Source organism: Pseudotabrizicola sp. 4114, assembly GCF_031457365.1.
Taxonomy (GTDB): Bacteria; Pseudomonadota; Alphaproteobacteria; order Rhodobacterales; family Rhodobacteraceae; genus Pseudotabrizicola.
In genome coordinates, this window is sequence record NZ_JAVDWP010000010.1 from 18,741 (window position 1) to 33,336 (window position 14,596).

The window sequence follows — 14,596 nt, forward strand, 5'->3', positions numbered from 1 at the left end:
TAGTTGCCATCTCTTGTAAAATGTTACATGATGAATCAGAGTGTAACTATTTGTAAATTCCGAAAGGTCTGTTGCGGAATTTTTGAAAAAGGCCCGCGCGCCATGAGAACATGCCATGCAGACATCCTGTGACCTCCAGTCAGATCAGGCATTTGCCGCCCTGCTGGTGGCCCTGAAAACCGGAAGATTGCGCAGCGGTGAGTTTCACACCATGCCCGCGCTTGCCGGAGTTCTGGGTTTTCCGGTTGCCGCGACGCGTGAGGCAATCAAGCGCGCGGAAGTTCAGGCGCTGGTCACGGTTCTTCCGAAACGCGGCTTCGTTGTCATGGAAACCGGCCCCGATACCACCCGCGCCTGCATGGACATGCGCGCCACGCTGGAAGCTGATGGCGTGCGCCGGATGCTGGCTGCCGGAAGGCCCGCACTGGCCCATCTGCGCGCCACACACACAGCCCTGCTGAACGAGGCGCGGAACCACCCCGGTGCCGATCTGTCGCGCAGGGCCCTTGCGACCGACCTGTCGCTGCACGATTTCATGGCTGGCGGTCTCGACAATATCTTCCTCCGGCAGGCGTATGAGGCGAACCGCAACCGGATCACCGTTATCCAGAATGCCCGGGTCTTCCTGCCCGACCGGGTGATCCCGGCAATGGAAGAGCATCTGGCGATCATGGACGCCATCGACAGCGGCAGCGCCGGGGCGGCGGTGGCCGAGATTGAGCGTCACCTGATCCAGACCCTGCGCTGGTGGGGGATTTCAGCCACCAGCTGAGAGGGGCAGGGCAGCCCATGCCGACCCGCCCACAAAACTTTTCCCGTCCTTCGTGTCATGAAAGCGCCGGTCCCGGGGCGGGGCAAAGCGCTTTGCCCTGGCCACTCACAATACAACCGACATCGTCAGCGCAATCATCGTCCCGGACACCGCATCAACCGGGGGCAGCCATCCTTCGTCCGATCATGCTCACATTAAGATTTCACCGGCCCTCGCGACGCAGCCGTGAACAGCCGGATCATCTGCCGCGGCAATCAGGTAAGACTGATACAGCGGCTTGCCGTGCCACACCGGCACGCCGATCAGCGACAGGTGTGCCCTGTGTTGCAAAAACGGATAGCCGCAGGTCCAGGCCGCATCGACCGAGCCGTCCAGCCATGCCCCGGTGATTTCCTGATAAGTGCGCCGCTGCACCAGTTCGATATCCTGCCCCATCGCCGCCATCAGCGCATCCCGCAGCGAAGAGATTACGGCGGTGTCATTGTCCAGAAAGACCGGGTCAGCGCAAAGCGGAAGGGGGCAATTGGCTCTTGCAGATGCTGCCATAATATCGTAAATCGACGATAGTCGAACAAATGTTCTTTTTGCGACCCGGGGCCACGATGTCTGACGATAAAACGCTTGCTGCCCTCGCCAAGGCTTTGGCCCATCCGGCGCGGATCCGCATTCTGCGTCTGCTGCTGGCCACGCCCGGCTGTATCGGCGGAACGATTGTCGAGGCAGTGGGCCTTGCGCAATCCACTGTGTCCGAGCACTTGCGCATCCTCAAGGCGGCGGGTGTGATCACCGGCGAAATCGACGGCCCGCGCGTGTGCTATGCCCTGAACCCAAAGGCGTTGTCGCTGCTCGCCGACTTTGCAGCGTCGCTGCAATCCCCTGCCTCAGATGCCTGCTGCATCCCCGAGCCGAAAGCCGCGCCATGAGCTTGTTTGAACGCTATCTGACCCTTTGGGTCGCGCTGTGCATCCTTGCCGGGCTGGCGCTGGGCTCCCTGATGCCCGGTGTCTTTGCCACGCTGGCCAGTCTGGAATATGCCTCGGTCAACCTGATCGTTGCGGTACTGATCTGGGCGATGGTCTATCCGATGATGGTCGCGGTCGATCTTGGGTCGCTCAAATCGGTCGGGCAGCGGCCAAAGGGGCTGATCATCACACTGGTGATCAACTGGTTGATCAAGCCGTTTACCATGGCGGCGCTGGGCGTGCTGTTCTTTCAGCACCTGTTTGCCGGGCTGATCGACGGCAGCAAGGCCCCGGAATACATCGCCGGGCTGATCCTGCTGGGCGCTGCCCCCTGCACCGCGATGGTGTTTGTCTGGTCGCAGATGACAAAGGGCGATCCGAATTACACGCTGGTTCAGGTATCGCTGAACGATCTGATCATGGTGGTGGCCTTTGCCCCGATTGTCGCCTTTTTGCTTGGTGTCACCGATATTGCGGTGCCGTGGGAAACGCTGATCCTGTCCACCGTGCTTTATGTCGTGATCCCGCTGCTGGCGGGGCTCATCACCCGCACCGCTCTGCTGCGTCAGGGGGGCGAGGTCGCCGTCAACGCCTTTACCGCCCTTATCAAACCCGGCTCAATGCTCGGTCTGCTGCTGACGGTGGTGTTGCTGTTTGGCTTTCAGGGTCCGGTCATTCTGGCGCAGCCGGGCCTGATCGCCCTGCTTGCCGTGCCGATCATCATCCAGTCGTACGGCATTTTCGCGCTGGGCTACGGTTGGGCTTACCTTTGGCGGCTGCCACACAAGATTGCCGCCCCCTGCGCGCTGATCGGCACCTCAAACTTCTTCGAACTGGCGGTCGCAGTGGCCATCGGCCTGTTCGGATTGAACTCTGGCGCAGCCTTGGTGACCGTCGTGGGTGTGCTGGTCGAAGTGCCGGTGATGCTGTCATTGGTGGCATTTGCCAACCGCACGCGGGAAAGGTTTCCGGGATGAGCTTTCCGATTTTCATCCATCACAACCCAGACTGCGGCACCTCGCGCAATGTGCTGAGGATCATCCAGGCGGCGGGCTACCAGCCGACGGTGATCGACTATCTGGCCGAAGGCTGGACGCGGCCGCAGCTTCTGGCGCTCTTTGCTGCCGCCGGTATCACCCCGAGGCAGGCATTGCGCATTGCGAGATCTCCGGCCGCGGCGATGGGGCTAACGGCACCGGCCGTCGGCGATGACCAACTGCTGGAAGCGATGATCACCCATCCCATCCTTGTGAACCGCCCCATCGTCTGCACCCCGAAGGGCGTGCGCCTGTGCCGCCCGTCCGAGGTGGTGCTGGACCTGCTTGGCCAAATGCCGGCCGGCCCTTTGGCCAAAGATGACGGCCAGCTGATCATCGACGCGGAAGGAAATCGTCTTGTCTGACACGCCCAATATTGACGACGCCCTGTTCCCCGCACTGGACGAGGCTGCCCTGCTGATCCCGCCGCACAAAACCCATGCCCCGCGGATCCTGATCCTTTACGGCTCACTCCGCCCGCGCAGTTTTAGCCGTCTTTCGGGCGAAGAGGCCGGGCGCATCCTGACCAGGCTGGGAGCCGAGGTGCGGTTCTTCAACCCATCCGGCCTGCCGCTGGTCGATGATGGCGTGGATGCGACGCACCCCAAGGTGCGCGAATTGCGCGATCTGGTGGCGTGGTGCGAGGGGATGGTCTGGTCCTCGCCCGAACGGCACGGCGCGATGACCGGCCTGATGAAAACCCAGATCGACTGGATTCCGCTGTCCGAGGGTGCCGTTCGGCCAACCCAAGGCAAGACGCTGGCCGTGATGCAGGTGTCGGGCGGGTCACAGAGCTTCAACGCCGTGAACCAGATGCGGCTGCTGGGGCGCTGGATGCGGCTGATCACCATTCCCAACCAATCCTCGATCCCGAAGGCGTTTCAGGAATTTGACGCCGAGGGCCGGATGCGCCCATCGCCGCTTTACGACCGGATCGTGGATGTGATGGAGGAGTTGATGAAATTCACCCTGCTGACCCGCGACCGCGCCGAATATCTTGTGGACCGATATTCTGAACGCAAGGAAACGGCCCAGGCGTTGATGAAGCGGGTGAACCTGTCGGCGGCGACCTGATGCGGGCAGGGTCAGGCGCGCTGCATTAGCCTCACCTGCACGTCCGGGCCTTGCTCACCAGTTGCCCGGCACTGACGGTGTAGCTGGTCCGCGACGGGGCCGGTGCTTTTGTAGTCCAGGCGCGTGCATGTCCCCGCATGACCCAGTGTCAGGGGCTTTGGTGCGACGGATGGTCGTGTGCTTGTCGCGCACCTGTCACAGAGTGTGGGTATCCGGTCGCCAGTCTTAATTGAAGGAGGACGACATGCTGCGTCACGTTCTGACCGCGACAGCCCTTGTTTGCCTGGCGGCCCCGGCCATGGCAGAATTTGCGCTCGATGCCCGCTATATCGACTCGGACGGTGACATGGTCGCCGATATCCCGACCGACCCGGCGGCGCTGGTCGATCCCGATACCCTGATCTTCGCCTATACCCCTGTCGAGGACCCGGCGGTCTATGCTGAGGTCTGGACCGATTTCCTTGCCCATATGGAAAGCGTCACCGGCAAGAAGGTGCAATTCTTCCCGATCGACAGCAACGCCGCCCAGATTGAAGCGATGCGGGCGGGACGGCTGCACATCTCGGGCTTCAACACCGGGTCGAATCCGCTGGCAATCGCCTGCGCCGGGTTCCGCCCCTTTGCGATGATGGCCGCCAAGGATGGCAGCTATGGCTATGAGATGGAAATTGTCACCTATCCCGGCTCTGGCATCGAAAAGATCGAGGACATCAAGGGTCGCACGCTGGCGTTCAGCGCGGAAACCTCAAACTCGGGCTACAAGGCGCCGTCGGCCCTGCTGGCTGCCAACTATGGCATGATCGCGGGCACCGACTTTACCCCGGCGTTCTCCGGCAAGCACGACAACACCATCCTTGGTGTGGCCAACAAGGACTATGACGCCGGCGCGATCGCCAATTCCATCATGGTCCGGATGATCGAGCGCGATGTGATCAAGGCCGATCAGCTGGTCAGCATTTACAAATCGGAAACTTTCCCGACCACCGGCTACGGCACCGCACACAATCTGGTGCCTGAGCTGCAGGCGAAGATTCAGGAGGCGTTCTTCAGCTTCCCTTGGGAAGGTTCGTCACTGGCCGCCGAATTCAACAAATCCGGCGAAGAGCAGTTTATTCCGATCACCTTCAAAGACAACTGGACTGTGGTGCGCGAGATCGATGCCGCCATGGGCGTCCAATACACCTGCCAGTGAAATGTTGAAATCAGACACATGCGGGCGGACCTTCCGCCCGCATGTGGTTGTTGAAGGCGGACTGCGTGATGCTGGAACTTGCTGCACTGACCAAAACCTACAAGACCGGAGACAAGGCATTGTCCGAGGTCAGCCTGACCGTGCCGAAAGGGCAGGTTGTGGGCCTGATCGGGCCATCGGGGGCGGGCAAGTCAACGCTGATCCGCTGCATCAACCGGCTGGTGGAGCCCAGCAGCGGCAAGATCATCTTGTCGGGAACCGAGCTTTCCGGTCTGGGCACGCGCGCCCTGCGGCGTGAACGACGGAGGATCGGCATGATCTTTCAGGAATACGCGCTGGTCGAGCGGCTGACCGTGATGGAGAACGTACTGTCGGGGCGACTGGGCTATGTGTCGTTCTGGCAAAGCTTCACGCGCCGGTTTCCGCCAGCGGATATTGAACGCGCATACCGTCTGCTGGACCGGGTTGGCCTGATGGAACATGCCGACAAGCGCGCCGATGCGCTGTCGGGTGGGCAACGGCAGCGCGTGGGCATCGCGCGCGCCCTGTCACAGGAACCCGAACTCTTGCTGGTTGATGAACCGACGGCCAGCCTCGACCCCAAGACCAGCCGCCAGATCATGCGGCTCTTGATCGAGATCTGTGCCGAACGCGGCTTGCCTGCGATTGTGAACATCCATGACGTGCCGCTTGCGCAGCAGTTCATGCAGCGCATCATCGGGTTGCGCGCGGGCCGTGTGGTGTTTGACGGTCCGCCGGAACAGCTGACCGAAAGCGTGCTGACCACGATCTACGGGGCCGAAGACTGGACCGCGATGCGCAAGGATGGCGAGGCCGACCGCATGGCCGAGGCCGAGGCTGTCGCCCGTCTGGCGATGATCAGCGCATGACCGGCTATCCCACCACATGGCGGCGTCCGCCGCAGATCGTGACCGAGCGGCGCTGGCGCATTGTGCTGACCGTGGCCATCATCGCCTATCTGCTGATCGGCATGGGCAGCGTCGAGGTGAACTGGGCCCGGATGATGGAGGGCGGCGAACGTGGCCTGCGCTTCATCAACGGCTTCCTGCAACCCGATTTCACCTCGCGCTGGAAAGACATCTCCAACGGTCTGATCGAAAGCCTGACGATGACGCTGACCTCTACCGTTGTCGGCGTCGCCATTTCGATCCCCATCGGCATCGGCGCGGCCCGCAATCTGGCCCCGCCATGGGTCTATTACACCTGCCGCAGCATCATCGCGATCAGCCGGTCGCTGCAGGAAATCATCGTCGCGATCTTTCTGGTGGCGATGTTCGGTTTTGGCCCCTTTGCCGGGTTCCTGACGCTCAGCTTTGCGACCATCGGTTTTATCGCCAAGCTGCTGGCCGAAGACATCGAGGACATCGACGAGGCGCAGGCCGAGGCGATCCGGGCGACCGGTGCCAGCTGGCTGCAGCTGGTGCATTACGCAGTGCAGCCGCAGGTGATGCCACGGCTGATCGGGCTGTCGCTGTACCGGCTCGACATCAATTTCCGCGAAAGCGCGGTGATCGGGATTGTCGGCGCGGGCGGAATCGGGGCCACGCTGAACACCGCCATCGACCGCTATGAATATGACAGCGCGGGTGCGATCCTGCTGGTCATCATCGCCATCGTGATGGTGGCGGAATACGCCTCCTCTTACCTGCGGAAGTTCCTGCAATGACCGATTTTCCGGAAACATGGGCCTTTCGCAGCCCGCGTGCCCGGCTGGCACTGTGGTTTGGCTGGCTGTGTCTGGTGGCGCTGTTCGTGTACTGCTGGCAGGTGATGACGGGAAATACGATCTGGGCCTTCATCTGGGATGCACCGCGTCAGGCGGCGGATATTGGCGGGCGGATGATGCCGCCGCGCCTGTCCTATCTGCCGGAACTTCTGGTGCCCTTGTGGGATACGCTGAACATGGCCACTCTGGGCACGCTGCTGGGGGTGATCCTTGCCGTGCCGGTTGCGTTTCTGGCGGCGCGCAACACTTCGCCTTCGCTGCTGATCCTGCGCCCCGCTGCTCTGTTCATCATCGTGGCGTCTCGGTCGATCAATTCGCTGATCTGGGCGCTTTTGCTGGTGGCGATCCTTGGACCGGGTTTGCTGGCCGGGATCATCGCCATCGGCCTGCGGTCGATCGGGTTCATCGGCAAGCTGCTGTATGAGGCGATCGAGGAAACTGACATCCGCCAGATCGAGGCGGTCACCGCCACCGGGGCCAGCCCGGCGCAGGTTCTGAATTACGCCATCGTGCCTCAGATCTTGCCGGCGTTCTGGGGCATCACGGTGTTTCGCTGGGATATCAACATCCGCGAAAGCGCCATCCTCGGGCTGGTCGGCGCGGGCGGGCTGGGGCTGAAGCTGCAAGCCTCGCTCAACACGCTGGCCTGGCCGCAGGTGACGATGATCCTCGTCGTCATTCTGGGAACCGTGGTCGTCTCGGAATGGGTCTCGGCCCGCGTGCGCAGCGCAATAATCTGATTTCAATGCCCAGCGCGCGGGGCTGGAATGGGGCACCACACCTTCGGACTTCATGGAAGGCCGCCTTGCCATGGTCTGGCACACCACTGGCAACCTTGGCAACATCCGCACAAATGCCGGTTTCGATTTCGGCGTCGCACCTTATCCGGGCAATCCCGATCCGGCATCGGTGCTGGGGGGCGGCAACCTTTATATCATCGAGGGCGCTTCCGACGAGCAGAAGGCTGCCGCCTTTGAATTCGTCAAGTTCCTGACCTCGGATGAGATTCTGGCCGACTGGGGCATCCAGACCGGCTATGTCGCCCCGCGCGACGGATCCTGGGAAACGCAGGTGATGAAGGACTATGTTGCAGAAGTGCCGCAGGCAGAGGTGGCGCGCCGCCAGATCGCGGTTTCGGTTCCCGAAATCTCGACCTTTGAAGGTCAGCGCATCAATGAGGTGCTGAACGCGGCCATCCAGTCGGCCCTGACGGGGCAGGCCACGCCCGAAGCGGCGCTGCAAGGCGCGCAGGCCGAGGCAGAGTGCATTCTGTCTGCCTATCGCTAAGCCAAGCCAAAACCGTGGGAGACCCGTGGGATTGTCTGGCCGGCGCGTTGATGATCACCGAGGCCGGGGGCCGCGCGCTGCCTATCGGCACCGATCCGGGCGGCGTTCTGGTTCTGGCCGCAGGACCCTGTGTGTTCAATGATCTGTGCGCCGTGATCGCCAGGGCGCCGCCGGACCAGATCAATCCTGACCAGACCTATCACGCGCGGATGCGCGCCCCCTCCGGGTCATAAAGCGGGCGCAGGCACAGCGTTGCGGGCAGCGTCTCGCCCGCGACCACCAGCGCATAGCGCCCTGCAGTCAGCCAGTCATCTGCAACGCCCTTCGCATGGCGGACATAGCCGTAGCCGATGCTCTGGCCCAGCGTATAGCCATAGCCGCCCGAGGTCAGGTAGCCGACCGCGACCCCATCGCGCAGAATGGTTTCCCGCCCCACCAGTACCGCATCAGGGTCCGCCACGGTAAACCCCACCAGCCGCTTTTTCAGCGGCTGCCCGGCGACGGCCTCCAGCGCGGCGCGGCCAAGGAACGGCGCATTCCCTTTCATCTTCACCGCCCAGCCCAGACCCGCTTCGAACGGGGTGTCGTTGGGGGTGATGTCCGACGACCAGGCACGATAGCCTTTCTCCAGCCGCAGCGACTCCAGCGCGCGGTATCCCACCGGGCGCAGGTCCGGGTCCGCCGCCATCAGCGCATCAAACACCGCGCCCATCTGCGCCAGCGGAATGTGCAGCTCCCACCCAAGCTCGCCCACGTAAGTTACCCGCAGCGCCCGTACCTTTGCCCCGGCGATGCTGATCTCGCGCGCATGGCCAAAGGGAAAAGCCGCGTTGCTCACATCCTCCGCCGTCACCCGCGCCAGAATATCGCGCGCGCGCGGCCCCATCAGCGACAGCGTGCCCCAGTCTTCGGTCACATCGGCAAAGCTGACCCCTTCGGCGGGCAGATGGTCGGCGATCCAGCCAAAATCATGGGTGCGAAAGCCGGTGCCGGTGACGATGTAGAACAGATCCGCCGCCAGCCGCGCCACGGTCAGATCGGCCTCGATCCCGCCGCGTGTGTTCAACGCTTGCGTATAGGTCAGCCGCCCCACATCGCGCGCCACCCGGTTGGCACAGATCGCCTCCAACGCCTCGGCGGCCTTGGGGCCGGACAGTTCATACTTGGCAAAGCTGGACTGGTCGAACAGCCCGGCATGGCTGCGGACATGGGCATGCTCCTCCCCCACCGGACCAAACCAGTTCTGCCGGCCCATCGAATAAACGTCTTTCGCCTCCATCCCGTCCGGCGCAAACCAGTTCGGCCGCTCCCACCCCAGTTTCGAGCCGAACACGGCGCGACGGGCCTTCAGCCGGTCATAAAGCGGCGAGACGATCAGCGGGCGGCCGGAGTCGTATTCCTCATGTGGGAACGCCACGGTGTAATGCTTGCCGTAAGCCTCCAGCGTGCGCGTTGCCACCCAGTCGCGGTCGCGGTGCATCGCGGAAAAGCGCCGGATATCCACGGCCCACAGGTCCAGCGGCGCCTCGCCCCGCATCACCCACTCCGCCAGCACCCAACCCGCCCCGCCACCGCTCGCGATGCCAAAGGCGTTGAAACCCGCGCCGACGAACATGTTCGGGCATTCAGGTGCCGCGCCAAGAATGAAATTGCCATCCGGCGTAAAGCTTTCCGCGCCGTTGATCATCTGCTTGACCCCGGTGCTCTCCAGCGCCGGAATCCGGGCCATCGCCTGTTCCAGATGCTGGCTGAAATGCTCGAAATCATCGTCAAACAGCCGGAACTCCCAGTTGGGCGGAATATCCCCGGTGACCCAGCCCTGCGGGTTGGGCTCATAACCGCCCATCACCAGCCCGCCGACCTCTTCCTTGAAATAGGTGCGCCGGTCGGGGTCGCGCAGCGTGGGCGCATCGGGTGACAGCCCGTCAATCGCTTCCGTGATGATATACTGATGCTTGACCGGGTGCAGCGGCACCGCCACCCCCGCCATCGCCCCGATCTGCCGCGCCCACATGCCGCCGCAGTTCACCACGGTATCGCAGGCGATGACGCCCTGATCGGTCTCGACATGGGTGATGCGGCCCCGGTCCATGGTAAAGCCGGTCACCGTCAAGCCTTCGACAATCCGCGCGCCATGCATGCGCGCGCCTTTGGCAAGGCTCTGGGTGATGTCTGACGGGCTGGCCTGCCCGTCGGTCGGCAACCAGCTGGCCCCGATCAGGTCTGAGGTGTCCATCAAGGGCCACATCCGTTTGACCTCTTCGGGTGAGATCAGGTGCATCTCCATCCCGAAACTGCCTGCGGTGGTGGCAAGGCGGCGATATTCGGTCCAGCGGTCGGGCGTGGTGGCCAGCCGCAGACAGCCGGTCATTTTCCAGCCGGTATCAAGACCGGTTTCCGCCGCCAGCCCCTTGTACAGATCGACCGAGTATTTCAGCACCCGGGTGATGCTGGCCGAAGACCGCAGCTGCCCCACTAGCCCCGCCGCATGCCAGGTGCTGCCGCTGGTGATCCTGCCCTGTTCCAGCAGCAGCACATCGGCCTTGTGATCGCGCGCCAGATGATAGGCGGTGGAACAGCCGATGATGCCGCCGCCAATGACGATGATCTGGGCCTGCGCAGGAAGGGTCATGTCAAAGCGTCCCGTGTGTTTGGGTGAACTGGTCCAGCGCCGCATCAAGCCGCGTCAGGTTTTCCTGCGCGTAGGCGCGGTAATCCGCGCCGGGGGCGGCAAGGTGAATGTCCGACACCATGGCCCACATCGCCTCGCGCAGCAGGCTGGCACATTGCATCGCGTCAAACGCGCGCTGAAACGCAGGCTCGGGGGCGTGGCCAAGATAGCTGTGCAGCAGCGCGGCGGTTTCGTCCGGGGTCATCCCGGCATTGGAAGCCACCCCGGCAAGGTCGAACATCGCGGTGCCAAAGCCTGCATATTCATAGTCGATCAGCCAAAGCCGGTCGCCGTCATCCAGAATGTTGGCGGGCAACAGGTCGTGGTGGCCAAAGATCACCGGCAGCGCGATCTGCGCCGCCTCCAGCCGCTCGGCCAGGGCCAGCCAGCGCGGCAGACCCTCCGCAAACGGGCTGCCCCCCACCGCGATGGTCCGGGCATAGTCGCGGATCACATGGAACGGCCAGAAGATATAGGGCGTGCCAGAGATGTGCCGCGCCATGCCATCATGAAACCGGCGCAGCAGCGCGCCGATCCGGTCGGGGGCGGCCCGCACATCATCCGCCGTCCATGTCCGTGACGCAATGAACTGCACCACGCTGACACCGGGGGCCGCATACTCCACCGCCGGGCCAAAGCCTGTGGCATGGGCGGCGCGCGCGGTCGCCACTTCGCGCGCGCGGTCCACGTGGTGAAACGGAAAGTCCCGGCCAAAGCGCGCGACATGCTGGCCTGCCGCGTCGGTCACCCGCCAGCTCTCATTCGACAAGCCGCCCTCCAGCGGCACCGCGACGGGCGTGCCGGTCCAGCAGGGCAGCGACAGGATCTGTGGGGGTGCCGTCATGCCGAACCCTCCAGCCCCAGCCGGGCGCGGGCATTGCGGGCCGCAGCCGACAGCAGGCGGTCGGCGATGATGGCGATAAAGGCGATGGCCAGTCCTGCCACCAACCCATTGCCGGGATTGGCCTTGGTCAGCGCGATATAAACATCTTGCCCCAGATCGCGGGTGCCCACCAAAGCGGTGATCACCAGCATCGACAGCGCAAACATGATGGTCTGGTTCAGGCCCAGCAAAATCTCGGGCAGCGCCAGCCGCAGCCGGATGCGGGTCAGGATCTGCCACGGCGTACATCCCATCGCCCGCCCCGCCTCGATCAGCCGGGGGTCCACCGATTGCAGGCCCAGCACGGTGTAGCGGATGGCAGGCGCGATGGCATAGGCGACAACCGCTATCATCGCGGTGAAATCACCCACCCGGAACAGCATGACAATCGGCATCAGATACACGAAACTCGGCAGCGTCTGCGCGGTGTCGATCACCGCGCGCGTGACGCCCCACAGCCGGTCGCGCATCGCCACCGCAATGCCGATGGGCACACCGATAGCCATGGCGATCAGGGTGGAGATGCCGCACAGATAGACCGTGATCATCGCCTTTTCCCACTGTCCGGTCGCGGCAATCAGGAACGACAGGCCAGAGGTCAGCAGCGCCAGCCGCCACCCGCCCAGGCGCCAGCCCGCGACCCCCAGCAGCAGCACCACCGCCAGCCACGGCAGCCCCAGCATGAACCGCTTGACCGGCACCAGCAGCCAGACGAGGAAGAACGTCTTCACCGCCTCCAGCGTGTCGAAAAAGGTCACGTTGATCCACTGCACCGCCGCTGCCCAGAACGGGCTGGTCGAAAGCCGCGCCGCATCGGGATAGGTCTGCACCGCCGGGATCAGCAACCCGAAGACAAAGCCTGCTGCAATCATCGCCAGCGCACCTATCAGATAGGGATGCCGCCGGATCACCCCGCCTGGCACCGCCGGAACCGTGCCACGATGCGCCACCGCCTGACTGAAGCGGTCCAGCGCAATGGCCAGCGCCACAATCGCCAGCCCCGCCTCCAGCCCGGCCCCGAAATCGAGCCGGCGCAAGGCGTTCAGCACATCAAACCCCAGCCCCCCCGCGCCGATCATCGAGGCGATGATCACCATGTTCAAGGACAGCATGATCACCTGATTGACCCCCACCATCAGCGGCTCGCGGGCCGAGGGGATCAGCACCCGCCACAGCGTCTGGTGCGGGGTGCAGCCCACCATGCGGGCCAGATCATGCGCCTCCTCCGGCACCCGCGACAGCGCCAGCGTGGTGATCCGGGTCATCGGCGGCGTGGCATAGATCAGCGTGGCAATCACCGCCGCCGTGGGGCCAAAGCCGAACAGGATCAGGATCGGCACCAGATAGGCAAACACCGGCATGGTCTGCATCAGGTCCAGCACGGGGCGCAAGGCGCGTTCGAACCACGGATGCCGCCACGCCAGAATGCCGAACACCAGACCCCCGGCCACCCCCAAAGGCACCGCCACGAGGATCGAGGCGAGCGTGACCATGGCGCTGTGCCACTGGCCAAACACCGCGACAAAGCCAAAACACGCCGCCATCAGCAGCGCCAGCCGCAGGCCCCCGGCCCAATGCCCCAGCGCGGCCATCATGCCGATGACCGCAATCCAGGACACCGGCGGCACATGCTGCACCATCACCCCACCGGTCTGCTGCTGCACCCCGTTTGCCAGCAGCCCAAGCGCTAGTTGATACGGCTGATCGACCAGCGCCGCGATGGCGCGCGTCAGGTCGGAAAATCCGACAAGGCCAAGGCTTGCGTCCTTTACCAGCCAATTGATCGCCGCCCCGATCCATGCTGCTGCGGGGATCTGCCAGCCCTTCGGATAGTCAAAGGCCATCGGCAACAGCGCCTGCCCCCAGACCCACAGCGCCAGCGTCAGGGCCAGAGCCACAGCCCAGACCGTCCGGCCACTCAACGGGTAAGCGGGGGCGAGCGCCAATGCCGTCATGCCTCACCCCCCAGCAACAGGCGGATGACATCCTCGCGCCGTACCGTGCCGATGGCGCGCCCGTCTTCGGTCACGCCCACCTGCGCCGCGCCCGACAGAAACGACGGCCCGGCCTCAGCCACGGTGGCGCGGGCGGGCAGGCGCGGCAGGTCGCCCGGCACCGGGCCGGGGGTCATCAGTGAGGCCAGCCGCACCACCTTGGCCCGTGGCACGGCGCGGGTGAATTCGCGCACATAGTCGGTGACCGGATGCAGCACCAGATCTTCGGGCGTGCCGATCTGCACCACCGCGCCATCCTTCATGATGGCGATGCGGTCGGCCAGCCGGATGGCCTCGTCAAAGTCATGGGTGATAAAGACAATCGTCTTGTGCAGCCGTGACTGCAGCCGCATGAACTCGCCCTGCAACTCGCGCCGGATCAGCGGGTCCAGTGCCGAAAACGGCTCGTCCAGAAACCACAGCTCCGGCTCTGCCGCGAGCGACCGCGCAATGCCGACACGCTGCTGCTGGCCGCCCGACAGCTGCCGGGGATACGACGCCTCACGCCCGGTCAGCCCGACCAGCGTGATCATCTCCAGCGCCCGCGCCTCCCGCGCGGATTGCGCCATGCCCTGCACCTCCAGCGGAAAGGCCACGTTGTCGAGCACCGTCATATGCGGCAGCAGCGCGAAATGCTGAAACACCATCCCCATCTTGTGCCGCCTGATCCGGGTCATCTCGGCCTCGGTCGCGGTCAGCAGGTTCTGGCCGTTGAACAGGATCTCGCCCGCCGTCGGCTCGATCAACCGCGACAGGCAGCGCACCAGCGTCGACTTGCCAGACCCCGACAGCCCCATGATCACAAAGATCTCGCCCCGCCGTACCGACAGATCGACCGCGCGCACCGCAGGCACCAGCCCAAGCGCGGCCAGCTTGGCAGCGTCGTGCCCCGCCGCTGTCAGGTGTTCAGCGGCACGCGCGCCAAACACCTTCCAGACATTGCGACAGATCAGCGTGTCGGGACCCGTGGTCATGGC

At 64.0% G+C, this 14,596-nt stretch carries 16 protein-coding genes; 11 read left to right on the top strand and 5 right to left on the bottom strand.

All coding sequences use genetic code 11. The features are described from left to right. The first annotated feature begins 115 nt into the window (after positions 1-115). Complete coding sequence (locus tag J2X53_RS17945; protein ID WP_349038876.1) at positions 116-772, top strand: FCD domain-containing protein; 657 nt, start codon at positions 116-118, stop codon at positions 770-772. Positions 773-961: 189 nt separating this feature from the next. Here J2X53_RS17945 and J2X53_RS17950 read toward each other — a convergent pair whose 3' ends face one another. Beyond that, positions 962-1,318, bottom strand: coding sequence for a PhnD/SsuA/transferrin family substrate-binding protein (locus tag J2X53_RS17950; RefSeq protein ID WP_349038877.1), 357 nt, complete (start codon positions 1,316-1,318; stop codon positions 962-964). Between the two features lie 56 nt (positions 1,319-1,374). Here J2X53_RS17950 and J2X53_RS17955 point away from each other — a divergent pair, with 56 nt between their 5' ends. The 10 genes from J2X53_RS17955 to J2X53_RS18000 all read left to right on the top strand — a co-directional run bounded on the left by J2X53_RS17955 (position 1,375) and on the right by J2X53_RS18000 (position 8,304). Next, complete coding sequence (locus tag J2X53_RS17955; RefSeq protein WP_349038878.1) at positions 1,375-1,695, top strand: metalloregulator ArsR/SmtB family transcription factor; 321 nt, start codon at positions 1,375-1,377, stop codon at positions 1,693-1,695. After that, positions 1,692-2,711 carry an ACR3 family arsenite efflux transporter gene (gene arsB, locus J2X53_RS17960; protein WP_349038879.1) on the top strand — a complete coding sequence of 340 codons (1,020 nt, stop codon included), beginning with the start codon at positions 1,692-1,694 and terminating at the stop codon, positions 2,709-2,711. Before J2X53_RS17955 ends, arsB begins: the two co-directional genes overlap by 4 nt. After that, a complete protein-coding gene (arsC, locus tag J2X53_RS17965) occupies positions 2,708-3,136 on the top strand; it encodes an arsenate reductase (glutaredoxin) (RefSeq protein ID WP_349038880.1) in 429 nt (142 codons plus the stop codon). The genes arsB and arsC overlap by 4 nt, the downstream gene beginning before the upstream one ends. 10 nt (positions 3,137-3,146) lie before the next feature. Next, positions 3,147-3,845 (top strand): arsenical resistance protein ArsH, encoded by a 699-nt coding sequence (gene arsH / locus J2X53_RS17970; protein WP_349038968.1) that lies wholly within the window; start codon positions 3,147-3,149, stop codon positions 3,843-3,845. A gap of 244 nt (positions 3,846-4,089) precedes the next feature. Further along, the gene (gene phnD, locus J2X53_RS17975; protein WP_349038881.1) at positions 4,090-5,037 is read left to right on the top strand and encodes a phosphate/phosphite/phosphonate ABC transporter substrate-binding protein; all 948 of its coding nucleotides are present in this window, start codon (positions 4,090-4,092) and stop codon (positions 5,035-5,037) included. 68 nt (positions 5,038-5,105) lie between these two features. Further along, positions 5,106-5,927, top strand: coding sequence for a phosphonate ABC transporter ATP-binding protein (gene phnC, locus J2X53_RS17980; RefSeq protein WP_349038969.1), 822 nt, complete (start codon positions 5,106-5,108; stop codon positions 5,925-5,927). Then, positions 5,924-6,724, top strand: a complete 801-nt coding sequence (gene phnE / locus J2X53_RS17985) for a phosphonate ABC transporter, permease protein PhnE (RefSeq protein ID WP_349038882.1) — start codon at positions 5,924-5,926, stop codon at positions 6,722-6,724. Before phnC ends, phnE (J2X53_RS17985) begins: the two co-directional genes overlap by 4 nt. After that, positions 6,721-7,524 carry a phosphonate ABC transporter, permease protein PhnE gene (phnE, locus tag J2X53_RS17990; protein ID WP_349038883.1) on the top strand — a complete coding sequence of 268 codons (804 nt, stop codon included), beginning with the start codon at positions 6,721-6,723 and terminating at the stop codon, positions 7,522-7,524. The genes phnE (J2X53_RS17985) and phnE (J2X53_RS17990) overlap by 4 nt, the downstream gene beginning before the upstream one ends. A gap of 22 nt (positions 7,525-7,546) precedes the next feature. Continuing rightward, positions 7,547-8,071 (top strand): extracellular solute-binding protein, encoded by a 525-nt coding sequence (locus tag J2X53_RS17995; RefSeq protein WP_349038970.1) that lies wholly within the window; start codon positions 7,547-7,549, stop codon positions 8,069-8,071. Positions 8,072-8,085: 14 nt separating this feature from the next. Continuing rightward, complete coding sequence (locus J2X53_RS18000) at positions 8,086-8,304, top strand: hypothetical protein (protein WP_349038884.1); 219 nt, start codon at positions 8,086-8,088, stop codon at positions 8,302-8,304. Here J2X53_RS18000 and J2X53_RS18005 read toward each other — a convergent pair. From J2X53_RS18005 to J2X53_RS18020, 4 genes are read right to left on the bottom strand one after another with little or no spacing between them, the layout of a single operon-like run. Next, entirely contained in the window at positions 8,271-10,703 is a 2,433-nt protein-coding gene (locus tag J2X53_RS18005; protein WP_349038885.1) for an FAD-dependent oxidoreductase, read from the bottom strand. The two genes, J2X53_RS18000 and J2X53_RS18005, sit on opposite strands and share 34 nt — an antisense overlap. Position 10,704: 1 nt before the next feature. Then, positions 10,705-11,586: a choline kinase family protein gene (locus J2X53_RS18010; protein ID WP_349038886.1), complete on the bottom strand. Its 882-nt coding sequence runs from the start codon at positions 11,584-11,586 to the stop codon at positions 10,705-10,707. After that, positions 11,583-13,580 (bottom strand): ABC transporter permease subunit, encoded by a 1,998-nt coding sequence (locus J2X53_RS18015; RefSeq protein WP_349038887.1) that lies wholly within the window; start codon positions 13,578-13,580, stop codon positions 11,583-11,585. Before J2X53_RS18015 ends, J2X53_RS18010 begins: the two co-directional genes overlap by 4 nt. Next, the gene (locus J2X53_RS18020) at positions 13,577-14,593 is read right to left on the bottom strand and encodes a glycine betaine/L-proline ABC transporter ATP-binding protein (RefSeq protein WP_349038888.1); all 1,017 of its coding nucleotides are present in this window, start codon (positions 14,591-14,593) and stop codon (positions 13,577-13,579) included. Before J2X53_RS18020 ends, J2X53_RS18015 begins: the two co-directional genes overlap by 4 nt. Positions 14,594-14,596 lie beyond the last annotated feature (3 nt).

What these genes read in the sequence shown, in the direction of transcription:
- J2X53_RS18015 (WP_349038887.1), bottom strand. Translation starts at nt 13,580, where the DNA reads ATGACGGCATTGGCGCTCGCCCCCGCTTACCCGTTGAGTGGCCGGACG.
- J2X53_RS18005 (WP_349038885.1), bottom strand. Translation starts at nt 10,703, where the DNA reads ATGACCCTTCCTGCGCAGGCCCAGATCATCGTCATTGGCGGCGGCATC.
- phnD (WP_349038881.1), top strand. Translation starts at nt 4,090, where the DNA reads ATGCTGCGTCACGTTCTGACCGCGACAGCCCTTGTTTGCCTGGCGGCC.
- J2X53_RS18020 (WP_349038888.1), bottom strand. Translation starts at nt 14,593, where the DNA reads ATGACCACGGGTCCCGACACGCTGATCTGTCGCAATGTCTGGAAGGTG.
- phnE (WP_349038883.1), top strand. Translation starts at nt 6,721, where the DNA reads ATGACCGATTTTCCGGAAACATGGGCCTTTCGCAGCCCGCGTGCCCGG.
- J2X53_RS17945 (WP_349038876.1), top strand. Translation starts at nt 116, where the DNA reads ATGCAGACATCCTGTGACCTCCAGTCAGATCAGGCATTTGCCGCCCTG.
- arsC (WP_349038880.1), top strand. Translation starts at nt 2,708, where the DNA reads ATGAGCTTTCCGATTTTCATCCATCACAACCCAGACTGCGGCACCTCG.
- J2X53_RS18010 (WP_349038886.1), bottom strand. Translation starts at nt 11,586, where the DNA reads ATGACGGCACCCCCACAGATCCTGTCGCTGCCCTGCTGGACCGGCACG.
- phnE (WP_349038882.1), top strand. Translation starts at nt 5,924, where the DNA reads ATGACCGGCTATCCCACCACATGGCGGCGTCCGCCGCAGATCGTGACC.
- phnC (WP_349038969.1), top strand. Translation starts at nt 5,106, where the DNA reads ATGCTGGAACTTGCTGCACTGACCAAAACCTACAAGACCGGAGACAAG.
- J2X53_RS17950 (WP_349038877.1), bottom strand. Translation starts at nt 1,318, where the DNA reads ATGGCAGCATCTGCAAGAGCCAATTGCCCCCTTCCGCTTTGCGCTGAC.
- arsB (WP_349038879.1), top strand. Translation starts at nt 1,692, where the DNA reads ATGAGCTTGTTTGAACGCTATCTGACCCTTTGGGTCGCGCTGTGCATC.
- J2X53_RS17955 (WP_349038878.1), top strand. Translation starts at nt 1,375, where the DNA reads ATGTCTGACGATAAAACGCTTGCTGCCCTCGCCAAGGCTTTGGCCCAT.